Source organism: Ramlibacter sp. 2FC (assembly GCF_005503345.1).
Taxonomy (GTDB): Bacteria; Pseudomonadota; Gammaproteobacteria; order Burkholderiales; family Burkholderiaceae_C; genus SCMQ01.
The window spans coordinates 18,437-44,027 of sequence record NZ_SCMM01000010.1 but is presented as its reverse complement, the minus strand read 5'-3'; the positions used below and the strand labels follow the sequence as shown (position 1 = coordinate 44,027).

Sequence of the window (25,591 nt, the reverse complement as noted above, 5' to 3'; positions counted from 1 at the left end):
CCCATCCGGCAAGCCGCGTCCCGCCGGGCAGGTGCGCGACGCGACGGCCAGGCCTACAATGAACGCATCGTTCAAGCTCCAGGCCATCCAAGGCAAAGGTGGGCCCCATGCGCTGCATCGGCTGCGGGTTCGAGAATCCGGCAGGCGCCAAGTTCTGCGAGGAATGCGGCGCCGGGCTGGTCCATGTCTGCCCGGCCTGCGGCCACGAGGTCGGCACGAGCGCCAAGTTCTGCAGCGAATGCGGCGCCCCCTTGCGCGGGCACCCCGCCGGAGCGGCGTCCGCTTCCAGCGCCCCGGTCGACTACACCCCGCCCCACCTGGCCGAGCGCATACGCGCCGCGCAGGCCGCGATGCAGGCGCGCGGCGCGGCCGACGGCGAGCGCAAGACCATCACCGCGCTGTTCGCCGACATGGCCGGATCGACCGCCCTGATCCAGGACCTCGACCCCGAGGACGCGCGCCGCCTGATCGACCCGGTGCTGGCCCTGATGATGGACGCCGTGCACCACTACGAGGGCTATGTGGCCAAGTCCATGGGCGACGGCATCCTGGCCCTGTTCGGCGCGCCGATCGCGCACGAGGACCATGCGCAGCGCGCCCTGCTGGCGGCGCTGCGCATGCAGGACGACATGCGCCGCTATGCCGACCAGGTGCGCGTGACCCAGGGCATCGCGCTGCAGATCCGCGTGGGCATCAACTCCGGCGAGGTGGTGGTGCGCGCCATCCGCACCGACGACCTGCACACCGACTACGACCCGGTGGGGCATTCCATCCACATCGCCTCGCGCATGGAGGGCATCGCCGTGCCCGGCTCCATCGTCGCGAGCGAGCACACCCACCACCTGGCCGAGGGCTATTTCGCGTTCAAGGCACTGGGCGCGACGCCGATCAAGGGCCTCACCGAGCCCCTGCCGGTGTTCGAGGTGCTGGGCCTGGGCCCGCTTCGCACCCGGCTGCAGGTCTCGGCCAGCCGCGGGCTGGCGCGCTTCGTCGGCCGCGTGCGCGAGCTCGAGCAGCTGCGCGAGGCCCGCGCGCGCGCGCATGCCGGGCATGGGCAGATCGTCGGCGTGGTCGGCGAGCCCGGGGTCGGCAAGTCGCGCCTGTGCCACGAGTTCAGGCTGCTCGCGCCGCGCGAGGCCCTGGTGCTCGAGACCTTCTCGGTCTCGCACGGCAAGGCCTACCCCTACCTGCCGCTGATCGACCTGCTGAAGAACTACTGCCAGATCACGGCGCAGGACGACGAGCGCCGGCGCGAGGAGAAGCTGACCGGCAAGGTGCTGACCCTGGACCGCGCGCTGGAGGACAGCCTGCCCTACCTGTTCTACCTGCTGGGCATCGCCGAGCCGGACGCGGCGCTGGCCCAGATGCCGCCCCAGGTGCGCCGCCAGCGCACCTTCGAGGCGATCAAGCGGCTGCTGGTGCGCGAGAGCCTGGCCCAGCCGCTGGAGCTGATCGTCGAGGACCTGCAGTGGCTGGACACCGAGACCGAGGCCTTCCTCGGCTTCCTGGCCGAGAGCGTGGCCGGCGCCCGCATGCTGCTGCTGGTCAACTACCGGCCCGAGTACCGCCACGACTGGGGCAACAAGAGCTGCTACACCCAGCTGCACCTGGACCCGCTGGGCGAGGCCGAGGCCCGGGAACTGCTGCGCGACCTGCTGGGCAACGGCCCGCAGCTCGCCCCGCTCGAGCGGCTGATCCTGGCCCAGACCGAGGGCAACCCCTTCTTCATCGAGGAGCTGGTGCAGACCCTGATCGAGGAAGGGGCGCTGCGCGGCGAGCGCGGCCAATACCGGCTCGAGCGCTTCCCCGCCCGCCTGCACATCCCGAGCACGGTGCAGGGCGTGCTCGCCGCGCGCATCGACCGGCTGGGCGCGGCCGAGAAGGCGCTGCTGCAGACCCTGGCCGTGATCGGCAAGAGCTTTGCCTGGAGCCTGATCGCGCGCGTGGTCGACCAGCCCGAGGAGCAGCTCAAGAGCCTGCTCGCGCGGCTGCAGGCCGGCGAGTTCATCTACGAGCAGCCGGCCTTCCCCGAGGTGGAGTACAGCTTCAAGCACGCGCTGACCCAGGAGGTCAGCTACGGCTCGCTGCTGCTCGAGCGGCGCCGCGCGCTGCACGAGTGCACGGGCCAGGCCATCGAGTCGCTGTTCGCGAACCAGCTCGAGGCGCACTGCAACGAGCTGGCCCACCACTTCAGCCGCAGCGGCAACGCGCCCAAGGCCGTGGCCTACCTGCTGAGTGCCGGGCGCCAGGCGGTGCAGCGCTCGGCCGACGCCGAGGCGGTCAACCACCTGACCCAGGCCCTGGCCCTGCTGCCTTCCCTGCCCGACACGCCCGAGCGCGCGCGGCTGGAATTGCAGCTCCACATCAGCCTAGGCCCCGCCCAGATGGCCACGCGCGGCCCGGGCTCCCCGGCGGTCGAGGCGACCTACGCACGGGCCGTGGCGCTGTGCCGCGGGCTCGACGATACCGGCCAGCTCTTCCCTGCCCTGCAGGGGCTGCGCACCTACTACCAGGTCAGCGGCCAGCTGCAGACCGCGCGCGGCCACACCGAGCAGTTGCTCGCGCTGGCCGAGCAGGCCCAGGACCCGGCCTGGCTGGTCACGGCCCACCGGGCCATGGGCGCCAACCTGTTCAGCATGGGTGAACTGCGAGCCGCGCGCACGCACTTCGAGCAGGCCCTGGCCCTCTACGACCCGCAGCGGCACCAGTCGACCGACTACTACTACGGCTCCGAGCCCGGCCTGCTGGGGCTGGCCTTTCTCGCGCTGGACCTGTGGCTGCTCGGCCATCCGGACCAGGCCCTGACGCGCAGCGAGGCCATGCTGGCCCTGGCCCAGACCCTGGGCCACCCGCCCGCCTCGGCCACGGCCCTGATCTTCGCGGCCGAGCTGCGCCTGCGGCGCCGCGAGGTCCACAAGACGCGCGAGCTGACCGACGCCCTGCTTGCCATCGCGGGCGAGCAAGGCCTGCCGTTCGCGCTGACCTGGGGCACCGTGCTGTCGGGCTGGACCCTGGCCGCCCTGGGCCAGCCCGAGCAGGGCATCGAGAAAATGCGGCAGGGCATGGCCGCCTACCGCGCCACCGGCGCCGAGCTCTGGCGCACGCATTTCCTGGGCCTGCTGGCCGATGCTTGCGGCAGGGCAGGCGAGGCCGAGGCCGGGCTGCAGACGCTGGCCGAGGCCATGGCGCAGGTGGAGCGCACGCAGGAGCGCGTCTACGAGGCCGAGCTGTACCGGCTCAAGGGTGAGTTAACGTTGCTGCAGCCAGCCGACGCGGCGCAGCAGGCCAGCCGGCGGGACGAGGCCGAGGCCTGCTTCCTGCAGGCCATCGCGATCGCCCGCCGCCAGGGCGCCAAGTCGCTGGAGCTGCGCGCGGCACTGGGCCTGGGCAGGCTGTGGCGGGAGCAGGGCAAGCCCGTCGAGGCGCGCCAGATGCTGAGCGAGATCTACAACGGGTTCACTGAGGGCTTCGACACCCTGGACCTGCAGGAGGCCAAGGCACTGCTGGATGCGCTGGGCTGAGGCTGGAACAGCCGCCAGCGGAAGCTCGTGGTGCGGGCAAAGACGACGTTGTCGATGAGTGCACCCCGCCTGCCGGCCATCTGCTATCTATGGCCTCACGAGGTGCCCCCAATGCCGCGGGCGCCTGTCTCGGAATCCGAGACGCCGGGCAGTGCTTGACGCGAACCCTATGCCGGCGGAGTGCCACCGACCATGACGCTTTCTTCCAGCGGCGTCAGTTGCGGGCCATCCAGGGTGACGCTCGAGTCATCGTGACGAAACCGCGCAATGACGGGCTTGAGCTCCTCCTTGACGTGCTTTTCGCTGTAGCCGTTGAACAGGTGGCCCAGCAACCCGCGGCGCAGGTCGGTGGTATCCATGAACCAGTCGGCGATCGGGAAGGTGAGGTTCATGTTGTACTTCATCATGATTCCCATGTTGTGGTGCGCCGTATGGTGGCGGCGTATGGTGTTGATGAAGGGCATGTGACGCACGAACCAGTTCTCATGCACGTGGCAGCAGTAATGGAAGGTCTCGTAAACCAGGTATTGCCCGACCATCGTGATGAACACCACATAGCCCAGGTTGGGGCTGAGGAACCTCGAGGCCAGGTAGCCCAGAGGCAAGCCGGCCACGCCCAGCGTGATCAGGACTCGCCACGGGAAGAACACGATGCGGAATTCGCGCGTGGTGTCGATGGTGGGCTCGACGTCGCTGAAGTACTGGTGGTGCTGCCGGGTGTGGCGCTCGTAAATGGCTCGCAGCGCGAACAAGTCGATGCGCTTGTGCATCACATAGCGGTGCATGAACCACTCCACGAAATTGCCGGCGACGAAAACCGGCAAGGCTATCAGCCACTCCCAGCCTGCGTCGCGCAGTTGCCCAACGCAGTACCAGATGGCGGCGATGCCTACCCCGTAGAGCACCGCAATGTGCAGCACCCCGTTGTAAAGGGGGCTGATATCGGCCTTGTACTGCTCGCGGAACGTCCGCTGGCGCTCGGTCATCATCTGCAAACTCCAATTCAACTAATGTCCATCAAATATATCAGTAGCTCTTTTTTTGTCAAGACGAAGCCCGGCCCGGCGCTTGTCATACGATCTAAACTGTTCGAAAAGGAGAAAACTTGACTGCCACCCAGCGTGTTGCCGCGCGCAAGACACGGGCCGCGACCCCGGCGCGCCGGCCTAAGGCCCCGTCGAAGGCGCCACAGATCGTGCCCAAGGCGAGCCTGACGGAACAGGCTTACGAGATGATCGAAGAGGCCATCGTCACGTTGCGCCTCCCGCCGGGCGCCGCCGTGTCCGAGCAGGCCCTGAGCGAAATGACCGGCATAGGCCGCACCCCCGTGCGGGAAGCCATCCAGAGGCTGGCCCGCGAGCACCTCATGCAGGTGCTGCCCCAGCGCGGTCTGCTGGTGTCACACATCGATGTGGCCAAGCAGTTGCGGCTGCTGGAAACGCGTCGCGAGATCGAGCGGCTGATCTGCCGCAGCGCGGCACGCCGAGCCACGAACGATCAAAGGGAACGGTTCGCCGCGCTGGCAGCCGAGTTCATGAAAGCGTCCGCCAAGAATGACGACGTCCGCTTCATTCGCGCCGACCGCGAATTCAATGACCTGTGCCTGGCCGCGGCGCGCAACGAATTCGCCGAAGGCGCCATGCGCATGCTGCATGGCCTGTCGCGCCGCTTCTGGTACCTGCACTACAAGCAGGCGGCCGACATGCCCGAGATGGCCAGGCTGCACGCTGACGTCGCGGTCGCGATCTCCAAGGGTGATTTCGACGGCGCCGGCAAGGCTCTAGACCGTCTGATCGACAACCTGGAGGGCTTCGCTCGCTCGACCGTGCTGGGCTGAGCCTGGGCGCTAGATCGAGCTGGCCAGGCCCTTGCGCCAGGTGATGGCACGCGAGATTCCGCCCAGTTCGCACCACTCGCCGGTGATGCGCCGCGATTCGGCCCAAAGCAGGTTGATCAGGTCCTGTTCACGCGATTCGCTGAACCGCTCCAAGGTGGTGGTGATGCACAGCGAGGCCAAGGGCCGCCAATGCGGGTCGAACACCGGCACCGCGGCCGCAGCCATGCCCTGGTTGCCCAGGTTGCGGCTGGAGGCAAAGCCGCGCGTGCGGGTCAGCCGGACCTGGTCGCGAATGTACTGGGGCGTGATGTCCTTCTGCGCGCCGAGGTAGCGCGAGTTGTGCTCGATGATCGCCTCGACCTCGTCGTCCGGCAGGAAAGCCAGCAAGGCGATGCTGAAGGCGCCTATGCCCAGCGGCCAGCACTCGTTGGCGCGCAGGCGCAGCTCCGGCATCCGGTTCGCGCCCTCGCGCAAGTCCAGGCACAGGCCGTCGTAATGCGTGCGCACGGCGAGGTAGACCGCGTCGCCCGTGGCCTCGGCCAAGCGGTCCAGCACCCCCTTGCCGATGATGCGCAAATCGAACTGCTGGCCCATCACCGCATTGAGCACGGAGATCTGCGCGCCGAGCCGGTAGTTGCGCGAGGCCGCGTCCTGCTCGACGAAGCCCTCGCTCAAGAGCGCGCACAGGATGCGGTGCGCCGTGGCCTTGTGCAGCTTGCTCAGCTGCACGATCTTGGTCAGCGACGCGCCGGTGCGCCCCACGCTGCTCAGCACGTTCAGCACCGTCACGGCACGATGGATGCTGCGCACCCCTTCGGAGGCCGTCTTGCTGGGCCCGTAGGCACCGCCGCCGCCAAGCTGCAGCGGCTTGTCGGCGAAGGTCCAGAGGTTAGAGCCCATGTCCGCCAGGGGAACAGGGCTGCGCCGGAGCGCGGCGGGGCGTGGTGCGAGCATCACATGATTGGCGGCCAGATGCGCACGGCGGGCATGGGCGAGCCCGGCGCGTGGACCAGCTGGTCCATAGGCAGTTGGTGAACCTCGCCCTCGGGCGGCCCCTTGGCCAGGGCCGTTTCCTGCGGCTCGAAACTCCTGGCACGCGCATCGATCGACTCGAATTCATACAGCACCGCGATCTCCGGCCAGCCGCAGAGGCAGGAGTACACCCGGGCCGAAATCGCGCCGGGCATCCCCGCGATCAGCGGGAGCCGGCTGTTAGCGTACCACTTTCCCACGGCGTGTTCAGCCTCCACGTTCTTGATGCGCAGCATGCCCATCTGTATGCCGGGGCCGGGCGTGGTGCCGGGCGGGCGCAGGCGCAGTTCGGGGCCGTTGACGCGGTAGGTCTCGTTGAAGATATAGCTCTGTGGGCCGACGCGAAGATCCAGCATCTGCCGGCTGCGGCCGGTTTCGGCCGCTTCCTGGTCGATCACGCTGGGCGCGAACAGCAGCATCGGGTCCACGGCGCCCACCAGTTGCACGAACTGCGTGCCCGCTCCGGTTTCCGACGCGGCGGGGCGCTCGAACACCTTGTGCACCGAGTTCAGCATCGCCGGCCCGGTGGCATTCCTGTAGTGCGCGACCCAGGCGATGCCGGGCCGCTGCCGGATGGAGGGCAGGTACTCCTGATGCGCCCAGGCCAGATACTCCTCGGTCCTCTCGGCCGGCAGGTCGTACCAGATTGCCCATATTGCTCTGTCCATGCTCTGACTATCCTTTCCTGTGTAAATGACAATGCTTCGCTGCACCGCAGGCAGCGCCTTCAATCCAGCTTGGCCCCGGTCTCGCGCCACAGCCGGGTGATGCCGGCCTCCTGGCCGCCCATGAATTCCCGGAACTCGGCCACCGACATGGCCTCGGGCTCGAGCCCCGCATTCACCAAGGCCTGCGACACGGCCGGGTCCTTGATCGCCTTCGCAAGCGCCTTGTTGACCTGGTCCACCACCGCGGGCGGCGTGCCCGCCGGCGCGTGGATGCCGTACCAGGTCAGCAGGGTCAGCTGCGGCAAGCCCTGCTCGGCCACCGTGGCGACCTCGGGCAGGGCGGCCAGGCGCCGGGTTCCGGTGACGGCGATGGCGCGCAGCCGCCCTTCCTTGATGGCCGAGATCGCCGCCACGGCCGTATAGGTCACCTGGACGCGGGCCGCCATCACGTCGAGCAGCGCCGGCCCCACGCCCTTGTAGGCCACATGGGTGATGTCGGCCTTGCCGTAATGCCTCAGCATCTCGCAGGCCAGGTGCGAACTGCCCCCGATGCCGGCGGACGCGCAGTACACCGATTGCGGCTTGCCGTTGGCATAGGCGATCAGCTCGGGGATGTTCCTGACCGGCAGGCTTGCCGGCACCACCACGATCTGCGGCGCCGTCCCCAGCAGGCCGACCGGCGTGAAGTCACGCCCCATGACGAAGGGCGGAGGGTTGCGCGCCGCCTGGTTCAGCAGGTAGGCCCCGGTCGAATTGAGGAAGGTGTAGCCGTCCGGCTGCGCCTCTTTCACCGTCTTGGCCGCGATGATCCCGCCCGCCGACGGCAGGGGCTCCACGTTCACCTGCTGCTTCCAGCTCTGGGTGAGGAAGTTCGCGACCACGCGCGCCGGCACGTCGGAGCCACCGCCCACCACGAGGCGCACAGGCCGGCCGGGATAGTCAGACGCCGCGGCGCCGTCGGCCAGCACGAGCAAGGCCGGCAGCAGGATGCTGAGAAAAAGCTTGGCTTTCAACATGATCGTCTCCTGTCAATTTTGCGAGTTTGCGATTGCCGATACGGCAGGTCAGTCTTCCACCTTGATGCGGCTGCGCTCGGCGACCGCCTTGTACGCGTCGATGCGGCCTTCGACGAAGGTCCGGAATTCCTCCGGCGAGCTGCTGGTCTGCTGCTGCATGAACAGGCCCTTGTACTGGGCCGCCACTTCCTCGCGGCCCACGGCCTCGACGAACAGCGCGTGGATCTTCTTCAGCAGCTCCGGCTTCATCCTGGCAGGGGCGAACAGACCCACCCAGGTGTTGATCTCGAAATCGTCGGGCAGGCCCACCTCGCGCAGCGTAGGCACCTCGGGAAGTTCCGCAAGCCGGCCGGGACCCGTGACGAACAGCGCGCGGATGTCACCCTTGCGGATCTGCCCGACGAAGCTGGCGAGCGGAACGTAGGCGTAGTGCACCGAGCCCTCGTACATCAGCTGCAGCCCCTCGCTGCCACCCTTGACCGGCACGAACAGCAGGTCCAGGGCCTGCCGCTCGATCAGCTTGGCGAACCAGATGTGGCCGAAGCTGCCGACCCCCGCCGCGAAGTACGCGTACTTGCCCGGGCTGGCCTTCCACAGGGTCACGGCCTCCTTGAAGCTGGCCGGCTGGCTGCGCGCCGCCACCAGCGCGCTGGGGCCATCGGACAGCAGCGTGACCGGCTGTATGGCGGCCTTGACGTCGAAGGCGTACTTCTTCGCGTGCAGGGCCGGCGCCAGCCCGTTCGAGTTGATGTTGCCCACCAGCAGCGTGTAGCCGTCGGCCGCCGTGCGCGCCAGCTCGCTCAGGGCGGGAATGCCGTTGCCCCCCGCCTTGTTCTCCACGACGTAGGACATGCCCGTCTTCTTGCGCAGCTGCTCGGCCACGATGCGGGCGGTCAGGTCGGGCGTGCTGCCCGGCAAGGCGCTGACGATCAGGCGCACGCTCCTCGCGGGGTAGTCCTGGGCGGCGGCCTGGAGGCCGGCCGTCGCCAGCCCCAGCCAGGCCAGGCAGCGCAGCGTGCGCAGCAGAAATCGATTCATGTTTGTCTCCTGATTGGTTGTTCGAGGCGCCGTCGTCAGCTCATGCGGCGCCCCAGGATCGTCACCACGGTCGCGGCCTCCTCGGCGCCGAAGAAGCCGCCGCCGTTTTCCGCCGCCGCGAAGCGGGCCCCTTCGACCTGCCGCTTGCCGGCTTCCCCGCGCAACTGCGTGACCAGCTCGTGGATCTGGATCGCGCCGGTGGCGCCTATGGGGTGGCCCTTGGACACCAGGCCGCCCGAGGTGTTGACCGGCAGGCGGCCACCCAGGCGTGTGTCGCCGCGCTCGGCCATCGCGGCTCCGCCGCCCGGCTCGCAGAAACCCAGGTTCTCCACATGCAGGATCTCGGCGAAGCAGGTGGCGTCGTGCACTTCCGCCAGGTCGATGTCCTCGGGCCCTATGCCGGCCTGCGCGTAGGCGCGCTGGGCCGCCACGCGCCCGAGATGGCGGGACAGGTCGTCGGGATCGCGGCTGGAGCCGCTGACCAGCGCGCTGGCCAGCACTTCGACCGCGCGCTCGCCGCGCAGGCGTCCGAGCGCCCGCTCGCTGCACACCACCAGCGCGCCCGCGCCGTCGCTCAGCGGCGCGCACATCGCCCGCGTGAGCGGCCAGGAGATCAGGCGGTCGGCCAGCACCTGCTCCGTAGACAGCTCTTGCTGGTACTGGGCCAGCGGGTTCAGGGTGGAATGCCAGTGGCTCTTGGCGGCGACGCAGGCGATCTGCCGCTGCGTCGTTCCGTGGAGCCGCATGTGCTGGCGCGCCAGCGCCGCGTAGATGTCCATGAAGACACTGCGCAAACCGCTGTCCGCGGCGGCTTCGGGCGGCATGGGGACGCCTTCGCCCAGCGACAGCAGAAGCCGCGTGGTCTCCGCTTCGTTGTGGACATCCCATCCGCCGCGAAAGGCCTGCAGCATCAGCTCCTTCTTGTCCGGGTAGAACATCTTCTCGGCGCCCACCACCAGGGCGATGTCGACCAGGCCGGCCCTGACATGGGCGAAGGCCTGGTTCAGGCCGGTGGACGAGCTGCAACAGGCGTTCTCCACATTGGTGATGGGAATCGACTCGAAGCCCATGCTGCGCAGCGCGCATTGGCCGCGGATCGAGTTCTGCCCCTCCATCTGGCCCTGCCGCGAATTGGAGAACCAGGCCGCCTCGACCTGCGGCATGGCCAGGCCGGCGTCATCCAGCGCCGCAGCAACGGCCATCCGGGTCAGTTGCTTGACGGACAGATCGGGAAACTTGCCCAGCGGCGTCATCCCGACACCGGCGATGTATACGCGATCCATCAGCGCATCTCCCGCGAGGCCGGCGGCTCGAACAGCTCTTTGACATCGCGCCGCACGACCTTGCCCACCTCGTTGCGCGGCAGGTCGCTCACGATGTGGACGCTTTTGGGCGTCTGGATCGAGCCGAGCTCGTCCTTGACGAACTGGACCAGATCCTGCTCGCCCACCCGGGCACCGCCGCGCAGCACCACCGCCGCCTCCACGCGCTCGCCCCATTTGTCGTCGGCGACGCCGAACACCACGCTCTCGTGCACGCCAGGGTGCCTGGACAGCACGCCCTCCACGTCGGCGGGGTAGACGTTGAAGCCGCCCGAAATGATCATCTCCTTGAGCCGGCCACGGATGGTGAGGAAGCCGTCCTGGTCGAAGGAGCCGGTGTCCCCGGTATGCAACCAGCCGTCGACGATGGTCCGTGCGGTCATCTCGTCGTTGTCGAGGTAGCCCTTCATCAGCAGATCGCCCCTGGCGACCACCTCGCCGATCTCGCCGGGCTGCAGGATCCGGCCTTGCGGATCCATGACCTGCACCTGCACCAGCGGGCCGGCACGCCCCACCGTGCCGATGTAGCGCTCGTCCGCCAGTTCCTCGCGCGTCGCGCCGGTCAGGCACTGCGATGCCTCGGTCTGGCCGTAGGTGACGTCTATCCTGTTGCCGAGCACGGCCTGGGCCTGGCGGATCTTCTCCACCGGCATGGGTGCGGCGCCGTAGGTGATGCTGTGCAGGGCAGCCAGCTTGCGCGGCGCCCTCTCCTGCTCACCGACCAGCTGGTACAGCAAGGTAGGGGCCATGAAGATGCGCGAGACGCCACGCTGCTCGATCGCGTCCAGGATGGCGCCCGCCGCCGGTTTGCGCATCAGAACGTAGCGGCCGCCGATCGCGATGAACGGCAGGATGTAGGTGCCGCCGGCATGCGTGAGGGGCGAGACGGCGAGGCCGGTGTCGCTGCGGCCGAAGCGCCACATCATCCGCATGTGGACCAGGTGCGTCGCGCCGACACGGTAGGCCTGCTGCACCGCCTTGGGGACGCCGCTGGAGCCGCCGGTGAACTTGATGGCCTGCAGGTGGTCCAGCGTGACCCCCTTCCGCTGCGGGCCTTCGCCCATGCAGCGGCGGATTGCCTGCGCAACCTCGGACTCCCCATGCGTATCGGAGCCGACCAGCACCGGCGCCCCGTTGGGGCTGAGCTTGTCCAGGCAGTCCTCGTCCGCGATGAACAGCGCCGGCCGCGTCACCTGGACGATGCGGTCCAGATCGCGCCGGGAGTTCTGCGGGTTCAATGCGACCCAGGTGTTGCCGCTGGCATAGGTCGCGAGGATGGCCAGGTAATGGTTGAGCGTGTTGTAGGCACAGATCGCGATCCGGTTCTGGCAGCCCGGCACCCTGTGCTGGATATGGGCGGCCAGCGCGTCGACGCGCAAGGCGAGCTCGCGGTAGCTCAGCTGCGTGCTGTCGGATTCCACCGCCACGGCATCCGGCTGAAGCCTGGCGGTCTGGTAGAGGTTGTCTATCGGTAGCATGGTCGGCTGTCTAGGCATGGCGCTGGTTGTTGCGGATGATGTGGGAGAGAACCCGGCGCACCGCCTCGACCTCGCCCGCGGGCAGGCCGCTGGTCTGGCGCAGGTCGAAGTCATGCAGGTGGCGCATGATGGCTTCGCGGCAGGCTATGCCCTTGGCTGTGAGCTTCAGCGTCTGGCCGGGCGCGCGCAGCAGCAGCGAGCGGTCCGCCAGGTCGGCAACCGCGTCTTCCACATCGCGCACCCCGAGGTAGGCTCGCCGCACGAGCTCCGCCATGGGCAGTCCGTCCCGGCCCTGGTAGAGCACGGCGAGCACCCGGCTCTGGGCCAGCGTCAGGCCCTCGGCCTTCCTGTGCGCCTCGAACTGCTCGGACAAGGCCTGGTAGGCGAAGAGCAGCAGCACCATCAGCGAGGTGTTCTCCGCCGGGACCACGGCGGCCGCTTCGGGGCTGGCCTTCAGGCCGGGATGGTCGACCGCGACGCCGTAGCGGCCCTGCACGAACAGCAGCGGCTCCTTCTCGAAACGGGAAAAGCGCTTGACGCGACCCACGATCAGCAGATGGTCCCCGCCCTCGTACCTGGCCTCGTTTTCACACTCCAGCGCGGCCAGGACGTTATCCAGCACGGGCGAACCGCATTCGCCCTGCGTCCATGCGACCTGCGCGAACTTGTCCTCGGCGGGGGTCGCAAAGCAGCGCGACACCTCGATCTGGTCCGAGGCGAGGATGTTGACCGTGAAGTGGGAGGCGGCCTCGAACACCGGGCAGCTGCGCGCCTGGCGGTTGATCGCCCACAGGATCAGCGGCGGGTCCAGCGACAGCGAGGAGAACGAGTTGACGGTCACGCCGGCGCGCTCGGTGCCGGCCTGGGCCGTGATCACCGTCACGCCGGTGCCGAACTGCGACAGGCAGCGCCTGAACGCCCTCAGGTCGTCGGCGGGGTTGCCGGACTCGGCCGGCTCGGGTGAACGGATGCTTGTCATGGGAATCTCCGATGAAAGGGAGCGGCGTGCCGCGGCAAGGGCCGTCCCCCCGCGGTTGCGGCACGACGATCCTTGTGAATCAAGGTGGGTTGGCGAGGCGCGAGCCTCGGTACGGCTAGGGGATGTCGACGATGACCGTTCCCAGCTTGTTGCCCGCCTCGACGGCCCGATGGGCTGCCGCGGTAGCGGCCAGCGGATACCTGCCGGCGATGTTGTGAATGCGCTTCCCAGCCTCCAGCCAGCGGGTGATGTCGTGCTGCCCGGCACGGCATATGTCCTGTGGCATCAGCGGCAGGCGCAAGGCATGGATGGTCACGTTCTTGCCCTTGATCAGGTCGAACGGGACCACGGGGTTCGGTTGCCCCGTCGAGGCATAGGCGGCGATGGTGCCGTTGGTCCTGATGGCCTTGAGGCTGGCGGGCAGGTTGGCGCCGAACTCCACCTCGACGATGCGATCCACGCCCCGGCCCTCGGTGATCTCCAGCACGCGCTGCGCCACGTCTTCCGTCTTGTAGTCGATCACGGCGTCGGCGCCGGCTTCGCGGGCGATCTGCGCCTTCGCCGGCGAGCCCACCGTCGCGATCACGCGCGCCCCGCCCCATTTGGCCAGCTGCACCGCATAGTGGCCCACCGCGCCCGCGCCGCCGGTGACCAGCACGGTCTTGCCCTCGATGGCCCCGTCCATGAACAGGCACACCCAGGCCGTCAAGCAGGGAATGCCCAGCGTGGCGCCTTCGGCGAAGCCCACCTGGGACGGCAGAGGCGTCACCAGCCGCTCGTCGATGGCGATGTACTCGGCCGCGGTGCCGAAGGCGCGGCCATTCCTCTGGCCGTTGTAGAGCCAGACGCGCTGGCCGACCACGAAGCGGGTGACTCCCTTGCCGACCTGGTCGATCACGCCCGCGCCATCGCTGTTGGGGATGATGCGCGGCGCCGACAACTGCCACATGCCCCTGCGCAGCACGGTGTCCGCGGGATTCACGCTGGAGTTGTGCAGCTTGATCCTCACTTCGCCCGGCCCCGCCTGCGGCTCGGGCATCTCGCCCAGGGTCAGCACGTCCCCTGCCTCGCCAAAGCGCTCGTACCAGACAGCTTTCATGGCAGTTCTCCTCAGACCTCGGAAGCGAGATAAGGCGAGCCTTCGCGGCCAACGATCTCGCGCAGCAGCCGTACCGCACCGCCGGCCTTGGGCCAGCCCGAATAGTAGGCCGTGGTCAGGATCACCTCGATGAGGGTCGCCGCGGTGATGCCGAGTTTGTGCGCGTTCTCGAAATGCTGGGACAGCGTCTCGGGTGACGAGGCCGCCAGGGTGAGCGCGATCGCCACCAGCTCGCGGTCGCGCAGGCTCAGGCCGGGCCGCGCCCAGAGACCGCCATAGAGATGCTGCATGGAGAACTCGTGGAAGCTCCTGCCGTAGCGCTGGCTGGCGGCCGAGTGGTCGCCCAGATGGTTGTCCCAGCCCAGCCTGGACAGCACCTGCTCCGCACGGGCCATGGGGTTGCCCTGCGGCAGCTCGTCTGTCGCCGGCGTCTCGATCCCACGGTAGGGCGAGTCGGGCTGGGCCGCGATCTCCTCGAACAGCACCATGGCTTCGGCCGCCTTGGGCCAGCCGGCGTACCAGGCCACCATCAGCAGGATTTCCCGCATGGCGTCCGCCGAGAAGCCCAGGTAATGCGCGTTCCTCAGGTGGGGGATGAGGCCCACCTTGCTGGGCGTGGCGGCGATCAGCGCGATCATGATCAGCTCGCGGTCGCGCAGGTTCATCTGCGGGCGCTCCCACAAGCCGCCGACGACATGCTCCAGCGTGTGGTCCCAGAACTGCGCGCTCAGCCCGTAGGGCGCGGCTTCTCCCGGCACATCCAGGAACTCGAACCAGCCGAATTCCCGCAGGATTTCCTGGGTTCTCTCCCGGCCCTCGAAATGTTTTGCATCAGCCATTAGATCTGTCTCCTCGTTGGTTCAAAAGATGGCTTGCCGGCCTCGGCCTCATGCGGCGCCGGGCAGCTGCGCGAGCTTCGGCCACGGCACCTGCGCCAGTTCCGAGGGCACCATCAGCCTGCTCTCCTGGCTGACCAGGTAGCCCGCCGAGGCGCTCTTCTCCAGGAACGCATGCCAGGCCGGGTCCTTGTCCATCAGGGCGCGCCTGCGCGCACGGTCCTCGTAGCTCTCGTACACCCAGATGTGGATGTAGCTGTTGATGTCTCCATCGATGGGCAGAAAGATGCCCAGAGGCTCGCCCACGTACTTCTTCAGCACGGGGTAGCCGAACTCGTTGAACAGCGCCAGCTGCTTGTGCAGGGTGAGCGGCCGCACGCGGTAGGTCCGGTGATCGATCAGCATCTTCTTGCCCTTTCTATGCGGTTCGCTGGTAGACGATGTGCTCGTTGCCCTCGGGGTCCGCGATCGCCACATGGTCGTAGCCCGGGCCGTGGCGAATCTCCGTCAGCACCTGCGCGCCGTTGGCGGTCAGGCGCCTGACCGTGGCGGCCAGGTCCGCCACCTGGAAGTTGGCCATCAGCGCGCCACCGGCAAGTCCTCTGCCATAGGCCGGGCGGTCCGGTCCCTCGATGGCGAAGCGCACCGGCCCCGCCTCGAACATGGCGTACTGCGAGGCTTCGTCGCTGAACTTCTGCTTCAGACCGACGCACTCCCTGTAGTAGCGCACTGTCTCGAGCCAGTTCCTTGCGCGCAGCGTGACGATGCGGATCTCGCCATCAAACATGTTGTTCGTGCTCATCTCGCCTGCTCCACTTCCTGCTCCAGCCACGCCAGCACCGCTTCGACCAACGCGGCCGGGTTCTCGACCATGGGAAAGTGCCCGCATCCGGGCAGAGTGACCAGCGGTGCCTGGGGCAGCCGGCTCTCGTACACCGCGCGCGAGTCGGCGATGGGGGTGGATTCGCCGAACAAGACCAGCGTGGGCAGCGTGAGCCGCTCCAGCGCCGCGAAGCTGTCGTGGCGGCGCATGGCCCACATCACGCTGACCATGGTCTTGGCACCGGCCTTGTGGCGGTCGATGCTCCACTCCAGGTAGCCTTGCGGCGTGAGCCCGAGCACGCGCTTGGCGGCGAACTCGAACGGTTGGGCCACGACGCCGAACAAGGCCTCCATAGCCCCCCAGCGGCTGGCCCAGGCCTCGTCGCTGCGCGCGGGCGTCTCGACGATCACCAGCCTCTCGAACCGCTGCGGGTGATTCGCAGCCAGGTCGATGGCGATGCTTCCGCCCACCGAGCAGCCCAGCAGCGTGACTTGCTCGAGCTCGAGCGCATCGATGAATTCGAGCAGCAGCCGGCTGTAGCGCTCGATGGCGAAATGGTCGCCCAGGGGGAAGGAGTCGCCCTGGCCCGGCAGGTCGACCGCGTAGACGGCGAAGCGGTCCGAGAGGCCGGCGAAGGTTCCCGCGAACTGGCGCCAGGAGCCCCCATTGCTGTGCAGCAGCAGCAAGGCGGGGGCGTCGCGCGGCCCGGTCCTCACATAGTGAAGCTGGCCTTCGGAGGTGCTGACGAAATCGTGTTCCATGTGCATCTGCTTCCCGCCGCGCTCAGGCCGTGGCCGCCTCGAGGGGCTGGGCCGCGGCCGAGCCCCGCTTCATCGCGGGCATCACCTCCCGCGCAAAGGCCCTCAAGCTGTCCAGGTTGCCGCTGGGATCGCTGGCCAGCACATAGCCGACGCCGACCGATTCCAGGGCACGCAGCCTGTCGACGATCTCCGCGGGGCTGCCGAACAGCGGGGCATCGTCCAGCTCCGGGTCGCAGGCCACGGCATCGGGCTGGCGGATCCCGCCTATCGTGCCCAGGATCTCGGCGCGGCGCGCCATCTGGGCCGCCCGTTCCTGCGGCGTCTGTGCCAGGTACAGGCCGCGGGTGACACCGACCATCTCGGGCGTGTAACTCCGACCGACGAGCGCGCACTCCTCGCGGAAGATCCTCAGGCGCTCACCCACTTGCGCGACAGACGCCACCTGGTCCAGCAGCATGTTGTAGCCTTCGCGCGCCGCGCGGCGGATGCCCTCGGGGCTGACGGCACCGAGCCACATCGGCGGGTGAGGCTCCTGCCGCACCGGCGGCTCCACGATGATGTTCTCGTAGTGCCAGCGCTTGCCGTGGTGCGAAAAGCGCTCTTTCGACGTCCAGGACTTGCGGATCACTTCGATGGCCTCGTCGAAGCGCTCCTGCCCTTCCTCGATGGGAATGCCAAAGCTCTCATACTCCGCCTTCCGGTAGCCGCGGCCCACGCCGAAGTCCAGCCGGCCATTCGACAGCAGGTCCAGCGTGGCGGCCTGTTCGGCGACCAGCACGGGGTTGTGCCAGGGCAGCACCACCACGCCCGTGCCGAGACGGATCGTGCTGGTCTTGGCGGCGAGGTAGGCCAGCAGCGACATGGAGGAGGACACCTGCCCGATGCCGGTGAAATGGTGCTCGACCAGGAACAGGCTTTCGAAGCCCAGGCTCTCGGCTTCGAGCACATAGTCGACGAAGGTGTCGTAGCCCTGGCTGTCTGTGCGCGGCCCCTTGTCGCTGACCCGCGCGCCGCCGAACAATCCGAACTTCATATGTCGTCCTCTTGCAGAAATGTTTCAGTGGAATGAATGTTCTTTTCTCGACCGATTTGCGTCAACGCAGCGCCAGCGCTTTCCGTCCCGCCAGATGAACCGGGCCGGGCCTGCGCGTCCAAAGTCCACGTGGCGGGACGAAATCGGCGCGGCAGGAAACGGGAATGGACAGCGGCATGGCCGAGCGCCGGCAACCCGCGTTCGATTCGAGCCGGCCCCACTTGCAGCGAGTGCACGAGGTCCTGGCGGAAACGAGGGCGGGCCGGACGGCCTTGTTGAAGCAAGCCGGTGCGGCCGCTTTCCCTGGCGCGGGCTTAGCGCTGCGAAGCCAGCCAGGCCTCCAGCCCCTGGGCATTCAGCTCGAGGTCGTTGGCCAATAGTTCGGCGGCGCGGGCGCGCGGCAGGTTCACGCCCGCCGTCCCCAGCTCCCTCAAGTACAGGCTCGCCAGGCTTTGCCTGAGCCGGCTGCCCCGGCCGGCACCGTTCGGCAGTGAGCGCGCGATCTGCACCATGCGGTCGGCCTGCCGCAGCACCATGTCGGCGTGCTCGGCCACTCGCGTGATCGCGCCGAAATGGCTCAGGTAGGCGACACGCGGCCCGAGGGCGAGCAGGCGCCCGATCGAGCGGTGCAGGGCTTCGGGATCAAACTGGCTGGGGCTGGTGGAGGGTATGCCGAAATGGCCGCACTCGCCGCGCAACTCGGGGTAGGCGACGCCCAGCGTGTCCCCCGAGAAAATGCCCTCGCTGGCCTCGTCCCAGATGCAATGGTGGTGGCGGGCATGGCCCGGCGTGTCGACGAAGCGAAGGCGCCGGCCGGCGAGCTCCAGCGTCGCGCCGTCCTCGACGACGGTGACGCGGCCCGGGTGCACGGGGACGAGCTCACCATAGTCACGCTGCACCGCCTCGTCCCCGTAGACGGCCCGCACGGCCGCCATCATCTGCGAGGGGTCCACCATGTGCCGCGCACCGCGCGCATGGACCGCCAGCCTGGCCCGCGGCAATTGCCGCATCAGCCGGCCCGCCCCTCCCGCGTGGTCCAGATGCACGTGCGTGAGGATCAGCCAGTCCACGGCATCGGCCGCCAGCCCCTGCGCCGACAGCGCCGCCAGCAGCCTTGGGACGGCCTGGTTCGGCCCGCTGTCCACGAAGGCCGCGCGGCCGTTCTCGACGATCAGATAGCTCGCATCGAAGCCGGGCCGCTGAAAGCCCGTGTCGATGAGCGTGATGCCATGCGAGAGCGGTTCGAACTGCGTCATGGAAGCTTCCCGGTGAGTCCAGAGGTGGGATGAAGCACGCTTGCGGCGCTTAAAATATATCAGTACTATATCAGTTGAATTCAAAATTTTGCCGCCACCTCATGACCGTCGACCTCCTGGAACCCATCCATTTCTGCAGCCCTTCCCGCATCGTGTTCGGCCCGGGGGTGCGGCGCGAACTGCCCGCGCTGCTGCGCCACCTCGGCCTCATGAGCGCGGTGCTCGTGACCGACCGGTTCTTCGCGGCGCCGGGCCGGCCTGGCGCAGAGCTCGCCGACGCCTTGCTCAAGGCGGGCATCCAATGCGCGGTGTTCGATGCTTGCCAGCCGGACCCCAGCCTTGCCCTGTGCGATGCAGCGACGGGCGCGCTGTCCGGCCATGCCCGGCCGCAATGCGTGCTCGCCCTCGGAGGCGGCAGCAACATCGACCTGGCCAAGGTGCTGACGCTCACCCTGGTCAGCGGGGCCCCGGCGGCGTCCTATGTGGGAATCCCCTCGCTGCCGCATGCCCCGCTGCCCTTGATCGCCCTGCCGACTACCTCCGGCACGGCGTCCGAGCTGACCCCGGGCGCCATCCTGGTCGCGGGAGACGGCCAGACCAAGGTGGCCGTGATGGACAACCAGTTGCGCGCGCAGCTGGCCGTGATCGACCCGGAACTGAGCGTATCGTGCCCGCCCCGCGTCACGGCCGATGCCGGTGTGGACGCGCTGGCGCACGCCATCGAGTCGTACATCACGCTGGACGCTTCGCGGTTCGACCGCGAAGGCCAGCCGGACCCCGGCTATTCGGGGCGCAACCCGCTCACGCTCATGTTCGCCCGCGAGTCCATCCGCCTGTGTTTCGCCCACCTGCAAAAGGCCTACGCGGAGCCGGACCACATGACGGCCCGCAGCGGCATGGCGCTGGCCAGCCTGTACGCCGGCCTGTCCTACGGAAGCGCCGGCCTGCATGGCGTGCACGCGCTTGCCTACGGCCTGGCCGCGCTCACGCACGAAACCCACGGCACCACCAACGCAGCCGTGCTGCCGTACGTGATGGCGGAACTCGCGCATGAGCGCATGGACGATCTCTGCGAGATCGCGCGGATGGCGGGGGTGTATTCGGACAGCGCGCCCACGCCCGCGGGCGCCTTGGCCGCGGCGCAGCACGTGCGCTCCCTGATCGCTTCGGTCGGGCTGCCGACCGAGCTGCGGCGCATGGGCCTGAACCGGGACCAGCTGCCGGGACTGGTCGAGGCAGGACTGGGCGTGCGGCGTCTCACCAAGGCCTTTCCCGCAACCAACGCCCCGGCGCGCTATGCGGCGATCGTCCAGGCCGCCTTCCTGGGCCGCCTGCCCGGTGAAGCGCCGCGCCATGCTTGAAGACCATCAGCTCGGCGCCTTCGATCTGCAGTGCGGCTTGCGCACCTGCGGGCTCAGGCTGCGCTACGAGCAGCATGGTCAGCTGAACGCCGAGCGCTCGAACGCCATCCTGTTCCCCACCTGGTTCGCCGGGCGCCACACCGCCAACCGGTGGATCATTGGAAGCGGCCGCGCGCTGGACACCCGCCGGTTCTGCATCATCGTCGTCAACGCCCTGGGCAACGGCGAATCGTCCAGCCCGTCCAACGACGCGCAGCTGCTCCTGGACGCGCAACCTGTCGCCATCAGCCTGTTCGACAACGTCCGTGCGCAGCAAGAGCTGGTCCGCGCGCTGGGGATAGAGAGGCTGCATGCGGTGGTGGGCCGCTCGATGGGCGCCCAGCAGGCGCTGCAGTGGGGTTGCCTCTATCCGCAGAGGGTGAACCGGATCTTCGCCTTCTGCGGGCTGCCGCGCACCACGCCGCACAACCGCCTGCTGCTGGAGGCCATGGCCCAGGCCTTGTCGGCGCAGGAGGATGCGCATGGCGCGGCCGTGGCGCTTGCCGCGCGCATCTATGCCGCATGGTCGCTCTCGCACGAATTCTTCGCCGGCACTATGGCCGATCCTTCATGCCGCAGCGCCGGGGAATGGGTAGACCGCCACCTGGTCGCCGCCTTCCAGGCCTTCCACAGGCTGGACCTGCTGACCCTCGTGCGGACCTGGCAGAGCGCCGACATCTCGGACAATCCGGTGTTCAACGGCAAGCTGCACGCCGCCTTGGCGGCCATCCAGGCCCCTGCCTTGCTGATGCCCATCAGCCACGACCTGATCTTTCCCCCGCAGGATTTCGAGGAGGCGCAGGCGCACATCCCTCGCGCCGAGTCGCACCTGCTTTATTCGCACTGGGGCCACCGCGCGGCCGCCCCTGGCGGCAGCGCGGAGGACATCGCCACACTGGAGCGCACGCTCGATCGTTTCCTGGGCAAGGGCAAGGCTTCAGCGATGGAAAGCCTCTCGCTGCGGCTCGGTCAGGTCTGGCCGTTCTGACTACTCCACCGTGATATTCGCGCTGCTCACAATGTCGCGGTACAGCGTCGCCTGCGGCCTGACGAACGCCCGCAGATCTTGCCCGCTCAAGGGGGCGACCGTAATGCCGGCCTCCCCGAGCTTAGTGCGCACTTCGGGTCGCGCAAGGGCTTCGATCAATGCTTTCTCATAGGCTCTGACTGTCTCTGCCGCAGTTCCCGACTTCATGAACAGTCCTTGCCAGAGCGGCAAGGCCATGCCCTTGAATCCTTCCTCCTCGCCGATGCGCCTGACGTTAGGCAACAGCGGCACGCGGGCGGCATCGGACACCGACAGGGCCTTGATCTTGCCCTCCTTGAGAAACGGCATCGCCGTGGACAGGACCAGCACCGCGCTGTCGATCTGGCCGCCGACGAGGTCGGTGGCGATCTGGGCGCCGCCACGGTATGGCACGTGCAACAGTTCGACCCTCGCCTGCTTCTTGATCAGCGCCCCGTAGAGGTGTTGCATCGTCCCGATACCGGGGGTTGCATAGCTGAAGTTTTCCTTCCCGCTCTTGCGCAGTGCCACCACGAGATCCGAAAACGTCGCATACGGCGAGCTTGAGGGGACGGCCAGGATCATCGGAACGGTGGTCATGCGCCCAACCGGCACGAGATCCTTCTCCCAGTCGAGCTTGACCTTCGCGTTGACCATGGGCACGACGACGGTATCGGTGCCGCCCATGTAAATGATGCTGCCGTCAGCCGGCGCATTGAGCAGCTTCTGCACGGCGAGCATGCCGCTGGCGCCTGCAAGGTTTTCGACGACGACCGGGCGCCCGAGTTGCTTCGACAGTTCGCCACCGACAACGCGGGCGACATAGTCGGCGCTGCCGCCGGCGGAGTATCCGACGACCAGCGAGATCGGCTTGCCCGATTGGGCATGGCCCATGCCGGCCAGCAGCGCGCCGGCACCGAGCACGGCCAGCTTGTTCAACAGTCTGCGTTTCATACGAGGGTTCCTGTTCAGAAGATGTGCGTGACGCCGCGGGCGAACGCGGTGGCGCGGGTCGACCGCCCATGGAGAAGATCGACCGGCAAGTGCCGACCATGTCGACGCCGTTGGCAAATGCAAATTGTATTCATACAATACGCAATGTCAAATACAATACACATACACCCTCAACATTGAAAGACAAGCCATGAGCGCAGGCATGTTCGAATCGTTCTTCACCCGTCACTGGTTCAACGACGAAGCCAAGGCCATCTGGAGCGATGCAGCCACCCTGCAGGCCTGGCTGAGCGTCGAAGCCGCCCTGGCCCGCGCCCAGGCCGAACTGGGCATCATTCCCGGCGACGCCGCGCAGACGATCGCTGCGAAGGCGGATGCCGGCGCCTTCGACCTCGAACGCCTTTCCAGGGACATTGCATTCGCCCAGCACCCGTTCGTTCCCGTGCTGCGCCAATACGAAGAGATTTGCGGAGAGCCGGCAGCCGGCTATATCCATTGGGGTGCCACGACGCAGAACATCTTCGACACAGCCACCTCGCTACAGATGCTCGAATCACACCGGGTGCTGGCCGGGCACCTTGACACGGCGATCGACGCGCTTTGCAAGCTGGCTCAGGAGCACCGAGCCACCGTGCAGCCCGGCCGAACCCATGGCCAGCACGCGCTGCCGATGACCTTCGGCTTCAAGGTCGCCGGCTGGATCGATGAACTGGATCGCGATCGCGCTCGCCTGAATGAACGGCTGGCACCATCGTTCGTCGCGTCCCTGGGCGGGGCCATCGGCAGCTTCGCGGCGATGGGCGACCAGGGCCGCGAGGTCGAGGCGAGAATGGCGGGGCACCTGGGGCTGCAGCCGGCCGGATTGCCGATGCGCTCGTCGTACGACCGCGTCAGCGACTACGTGTCGGCGCTGGGCTTGCTGGCGGGAACTGCGCAAAAAATCGCTCAGGACATCGTCTTCATGCAACGCACCGAGATCGGAGAGGTCGAAGAGGCGTTTCACATGGGGAAGGTGGGCAGTTCGACCATGGCGCAAAAGCGCAATCCGTCGTCGGCGCTGATGCTGACCAGCCTTGCCCGGATGATGCGGGCGCGGGTGCCGCCGGCGCTCGAAGCCATGGTGAGGATGGACGAAGGAGATTCGTCCGCGACCAACGTGACGGACACGCTGCTGCCGGAAACCGCCATCATCGCGGCGTCGATCGCCGAAAGCCTCGGCACGCTGGCTCGCGGAATCGTCGTGCATCCGGAAGCGATGCGGCGCAACCTCGATATTTCGAACGGCCTGATTGCTTCCGAGGCTGCAATGATGCGCCTGACCGAGCTGATGGGACGGCACGAGGCGCACCACCTGCTCTATGAGGCCGCCCAGCGCACGGTGACGGAGAAGCTGCCGTTCATGACGGCCATCCGCGAGCATCCCATGCTGGCGGCGCGGGCCCTTCCGGCCGACTTCGCGCAGTCGCTCGAAGCCGGCGCCTATGTCGGCCAATCGACGGCCATCGCGACCGAGATCGTCGCACGCGTGGCGCGAAAATGACGAGCAGCCGCCCTAGGCTTGAGCGCGGCGCTTGGCTGCCACGCTGACGGCGGGATGCGTAGACCGCCGTGCCGCCCCAGGCGGATTCCCGATCGAAGCCCCCGCTCGCGTGACCACGGGAAGGAAGCGGATGCCATAGGCCCGGAAGGGGTCTGCCCAGCGCGCACCGATCGCCTCGTGCAGGTATTCGATCTGATCGGCGGCATTGCAGCCCACCACATCGAAGAAATCCGCATGCTCATTCGCCAAATCGGCACGCCCCAGCAGCACGACACTCAGTGTCGAAGGTATGGCCAAACCGGCGCGGGACAGCTGCTCGCGGAATCTGGCGCCGTCCTCGATCCCCCACGCCACCAGCGCCGTGAAGGGCAGCCGCCCCGATGCATCGAGGCGCTCCTTCAGCATCGCCACCAGTGCGCCCTCCAGATCCTGTTGCGGAAGGCGAGGCACGGCCACCGACTGCAGATCCACGTCCGTGAGCGTGCCGCGCAACTCCTCCAGGCGGCGCCGAGCGAGCTCGTTGGCCAGGAACGGATGCGACGTCGTCGCAAAAGCGATGCTTCGATGGCCTTGCTTCACGAGCAGGCGAATCGCCGTCGCCAAGGGTTCGCCCCATTCCAGGCCCACTGCATCGACCTCCGCCCCGACCAGGGCGACACCGTCGACGACCACCACATCGGTCTTCTGCCGAACGGCAGCAAGGGTTTCGATGGCAATGCTTTCGAACGACGACTGGATCACGCAGGCGTCGAAACGCGGAAGGCCTTTCAAGACAGCGCGCGCGTGCTCGGAATCCGTGTACGAGACCTCGAGCACGCGATGGCCCTCGGCGGCGAAGCGACGCAGCAAGCCGTCCACCACCACGCGGCCGCGAACGATGCTGACCGAGCGACGAAGCAGGAGGACGGAACGAACCGCAGCAGGCGCCTCGGCAGCACTGGCGTCCAGCGTCTGTCCATGTGCCGTGAAGAAGGTCCCGCGACCGACCTGCGACTCGATCAGCCGTTTCGTCTTGAGACGGTCCAAGGCGTGCTGAACCACGATCTGCGACACGCCGAACCGGCGCATGAGATCGCGCACGGGGGGAACGCGATCCCCGGGCTTGGCGTCTTTGGCCAGCGTATCGAGGAAATGATTCAGGTCGGTCGAAGCTGCGGACATGTACATACAATACAAAACGGAATACAGCAAGCGTATCACCAGAGTCGCAGCTACGCGACAAGCCCTTCTCTCGAGCCCGCCATGAACAGACTGCAATCCGAGTTGCATCGCCTCTACCTCTCGCAGGACCCAGAACGCCAAGACCACGTGCCCCAGGAGTCCGACCTGATCGCCCCCGACGGACGGGTGCGGGCGCTGGTCCTGGAGCTTGCCCGGCCCGCAGACTGGCATGCGCTCTCGGCCGCATGGCAAGGGGTCCAGGCCGAGCTGGAACTGCCCGCCCCCGCGATCGCCGTCTCCGGCGTCGACGGCTGCCAGCTCTGGTTCTCGCTCGCGCAGCCGGTGCCCGTCGCGCAGGCGCTGGGCTTTCTCGAATCCCTGCGCCTGCGCTACCTGGGCAACGTCAAGGCTGGGCGCGTAGGCCTGATGGCCGCCGGGGACGCGGCCATGGTGCCTGCCTTGCAGGAGGCCACGGGCCGTTGGTCGGCTTTCGTGGCCCCGGACCTGGCCGCCTTGTTCGCCGACGAGCCCTGGCTCGACCTGGCCCCCAGCCCTGAGGCCCAGGCGGACCTGCTGTCGCGCCTGCAAAGCATCCCGCCCGCGGACTTCGAGCGGGCCTTGGAGCGGCTGGGGGCTGGCGCGCACCCACCCGCCGCGCCTGCCGAGCCGGCGCACGCCGCATCGGCGCCGGCCGGCGAGCCTCTGGATCCCAAGCGCTTCCTGCTCGGCGTGATGAACGATGCGGCCGTGGCGCTGCCGCTGCGCATCGAGGCGGCGAAGGCGCTTCTGCCCTACTTCGAAGCGCCGCGGGACCGATGAGCCGATCCGCCC

General features: G+C 67.9%; 23 protein-coding genes. 6 read left to right on the top strand and 17 right to left on the bottom strand.

Annotated elements, in window-relative coordinates; all coding sequences use genetic code 11:
* Nucleotides 1-107: 107 nt before the first annotated feature.
* Nucleotides 108-3,521 carry an adenylate/guanylate cyclase domain-containing protein gene (locus FFS10_RS06610; RefSeq protein WP_137892814.1) on the top strand — a complete coding sequence of 1,138 codons (3,414 nt, stop codon included), beginning with the start codon at nt 108-110 and terminating at the stop codon, nt 3,519-3,521.
* Between the two features lie 167 nt (nt 3,522-3,688).
* On the opposite strand, the gene FFS10_RS06605 is transcribed toward FFS10_RS06610, so the two are convergent.
* On the bottom strand, nt 3,689-4,510 hold the full coding sequence (locus tag FFS10_RS06605) for a sterol desaturase family protein (RefSeq protein WP_137892812.1): 822 nt from the start codon (nt 4,508-4,510) through the stop codon (nt 3,689-3,691).
* Nucleotides 4,511-4,626: 116 nt separating this feature from the next.
* Here FFS10_RS06605 and FFS10_RS06600 point away from each other — a divergent pair, with 116 nt between their 5' ends.
* Entirely contained in the window at nt 4,627-5,358 is a 732-nt protein-coding gene (locus FFS10_RS06600) for a GntR family transcriptional regulator (RefSeq protein ID WP_502702673.1), read from the top strand.
* Between the two features lie 9 nt (nt 5,359-5,367).
* Here FFS10_RS06600 and FFS10_RS06595 read toward each other — a convergent pair whose 3' ends face one another.
* The 14 genes from FFS10_RS06595 to FFS10_RS06530 form a co-directional block, all read right to left on the bottom strand.
* On the bottom strand, nt 5,368-6,258 hold the full coding sequence (locus FFS10_RS06595) for an IclR family transcriptional regulator (RefSeq protein WP_171016089.1): 891 nt from the start codon (nt 6,256-6,258) through the stop codon (nt 5,368-5,370).
* A gap of 53 nt (nt 6,259-6,311) precedes the next feature.
* Entirely contained in the window at nt 6,312-7,058 is a 747-nt protein-coding gene (locus FFS10_RS06590) for a hypothetical protein (protein ID WP_137892808.1), read from the bottom strand.
* A gap of 59 nt (nt 7,059-7,117) precedes the next feature.
* A complete protein-coding gene (locus FFS10_RS06585) occupies nt 7,118-8,074 on the bottom strand; it encodes a Bug family tripartite tricarboxylate transporter substrate binding protein (protein ID WP_137892806.1) in 957 nt (318 codons plus the stop codon).
* Between the two features lie 48 nt (nt 8,075-8,122).
* Nucleotides 8,123-9,112: a Bug family tripartite tricarboxylate transporter substrate binding protein gene (locus tag FFS10_RS06580; RefSeq protein WP_137892804.1), complete on the bottom strand. Its 990-nt coding sequence runs from the start codon at nt 9,110-9,112 to the stop codon at nt 8,123-8,125.
* Between the two features lie 35 nt (nt 9,113-9,147).
* Nucleotides 9,148-10,395 carry a thiolase family protein gene (locus FFS10_RS06575; protein WP_137892802.1) on the bottom strand — a complete coding sequence of 416 codons (1,248 nt, stop codon included), beginning with the start codon at nt 10,393-10,395 and terminating at the stop codon, nt 9,148-9,150.
* Entirely contained in the window at nt 10,395-11,912 is a 1,518-nt protein-coding gene (locus tag FFS10_RS06570; RefSeq protein WP_171016088.1) for a class I adenylate-forming enzyme family protein, read from the bottom strand. The genes FFS10_RS06575 and FFS10_RS06570 overlap by 1 nt, the downstream gene beginning before the upstream one ends.
* 10 nt (nt 11,913-11,922) lie before the next feature.
* Complete coding sequence (locus FFS10_RS06565) at nt 11,923-12,891, bottom strand: flavin reductase (RefSeq protein WP_137892798.1); 969 nt, start codon at nt 12,889-12,891, stop codon at nt 11,923-11,925.
* A 115-nt stretch (nt 12,892-13,006) separates the two neighbouring features.
* Complete coding sequence (locus FFS10_RS06560; RefSeq protein ID WP_137892796.1) at nt 13,007-13,990, bottom strand: NADPH:quinone reductase; 984 nt, start codon at nt 13,988-13,990, stop codon at nt 13,007-13,009.
* 11 nt (nt 13,991-14,001) lie between these two features.
* Nucleotides 14,002-14,829, bottom strand: a complete 828-nt coding sequence (locus tag FFS10_RS06555) for a carboxymuconolactone decarboxylase family protein (RefSeq protein WP_137892794.1) — start codon at nt 14,827-14,829, stop codon at nt 14,002-14,004.
* 48 nt (nt 14,830-14,877) lie between these two features.
* Nucleotides 14,878-15,231: an NIPSNAP family protein gene (locus FFS10_RS06550; protein WP_137892792.1), complete on the bottom strand. Its 354-nt coding sequence runs from the start codon at nt 15,229-15,231 to the stop codon at nt 14,878-14,880.
* Nucleotides 15,232-15,244: 13 nt separating this feature from the next.
* Entirely contained in the window at nt 15,245-15,628 is a 384-nt protein-coding gene (locus FFS10_RS06545; RefSeq protein WP_171016087.1) for a VOC family protein, read from the bottom strand.
* The gene (locus FFS10_RS06540) at nt 15,625-16,410 is read right to left on the bottom strand and encodes an alpha/beta fold hydrolase (protein ID WP_171016086.1); all 786 of its coding nucleotides are present in this window, start codon (nt 16,408-16,410) and stop codon (nt 15,625-15,627) included. Before FFS10_RS06540 ends, FFS10_RS06545 begins: the two co-directional genes overlap by 4 nt.
* A gap of 22 nt (nt 16,411-16,432) precedes the next feature.
* Entirely contained in the window at nt 16,433-17,443 is a 1,011-nt protein-coding gene (locus FFS10_RS06535) for an LLM class flavin-dependent oxidoreductase (RefSeq protein ID WP_137892787.1), read from the bottom strand.
* Nucleotides 17,444-17,757: 314 nt separating this feature from the next.
* A complete protein-coding gene (locus tag FFS10_RS06530) occupies nt 17,758-18,699 on the bottom strand; it encodes an MBL fold metallo-hydrolase (protein ID WP_137892785.1) in 942 nt (313 codons plus the stop codon).
* 101 nt (nt 18,700-18,800) lie between these two features.
* Between FFS10_RS06530 and FFS10_RS06525 the strand changes: the two genes are divergently transcribed.
* Entirely contained in the window at nt 18,801-20,060 is a 1,260-nt protein-coding gene (locus FFS10_RS06525) for an iron-containing alcohol dehydrogenase (protein ID WP_137892783.1), read from the top strand.
* A complete protein-coding gene (locus FFS10_RS06520) occupies nt 20,053-21,087 on the top strand; it encodes an alpha/beta fold hydrolase (protein WP_171016085.1) in 1,035 nt (344 codons plus the stop codon). Before FFS10_RS06525 ends, FFS10_RS06520 begins: the two co-directional genes overlap by 8 nt.
* Here FFS10_RS06520 and FFS10_RS06515 read toward each other — a convergent pair whose 3' ends face one another.
* Nucleotides 21,088-22,059 (bottom strand): Bug family tripartite tricarboxylate transporter substrate binding protein, encoded by a 972-nt coding sequence (locus FFS10_RS06515; RefSeq protein WP_137892779.1) that lies wholly within the window; start codon nt 22,057-22,059, stop codon nt 21,088-21,090. It abuts the gene before it with no gap.
* Nucleotides 22,060-22,261: 202 nt separating this feature from the next.
* On the opposite strand from FFS10_RS06515, the gene FFS10_RS06510 reads away from it, so the two are divergent.
* Nucleotides 22,262-23,599: a class-II fumarase/aspartase family protein gene (locus FFS10_RS06510; RefSeq protein ID WP_249931187.1), complete on the top strand. Its 1,338-nt coding sequence runs from the start codon at nt 22,262-22,264 to the stop codon at nt 23,597-23,599.
* 12 nt (nt 23,600-23,611) lie between these two features.
* Here the strand turns inward: FFS10_RS06510 and FFS10_RS06505 are convergent, their stop codons facing one another.
* Complete coding sequence (locus FFS10_RS06505) at nt 23,612-24,766, bottom strand: GntR family transcriptional regulator (RefSeq protein ID WP_137892775.1); 1,155 nt, start codon at nt 24,764-24,766, stop codon at nt 23,612-23,614.
* A 75-nt stretch (nt 24,767-24,841) separates the two neighbouring features.
* Here FFS10_RS06505 and FFS10_RS06500 point away from each other — a divergent pair, with 75 nt between their 5' ends.
* Entirely contained in the window at nt 24,842-25,579 is a 738-nt protein-coding gene (locus FFS10_RS06500; protein ID WP_137892773.1) for a hypothetical protein, read from the top strand.
* Nucleotides 25,580-25,591: the final 12 nt, after the last annotated feature.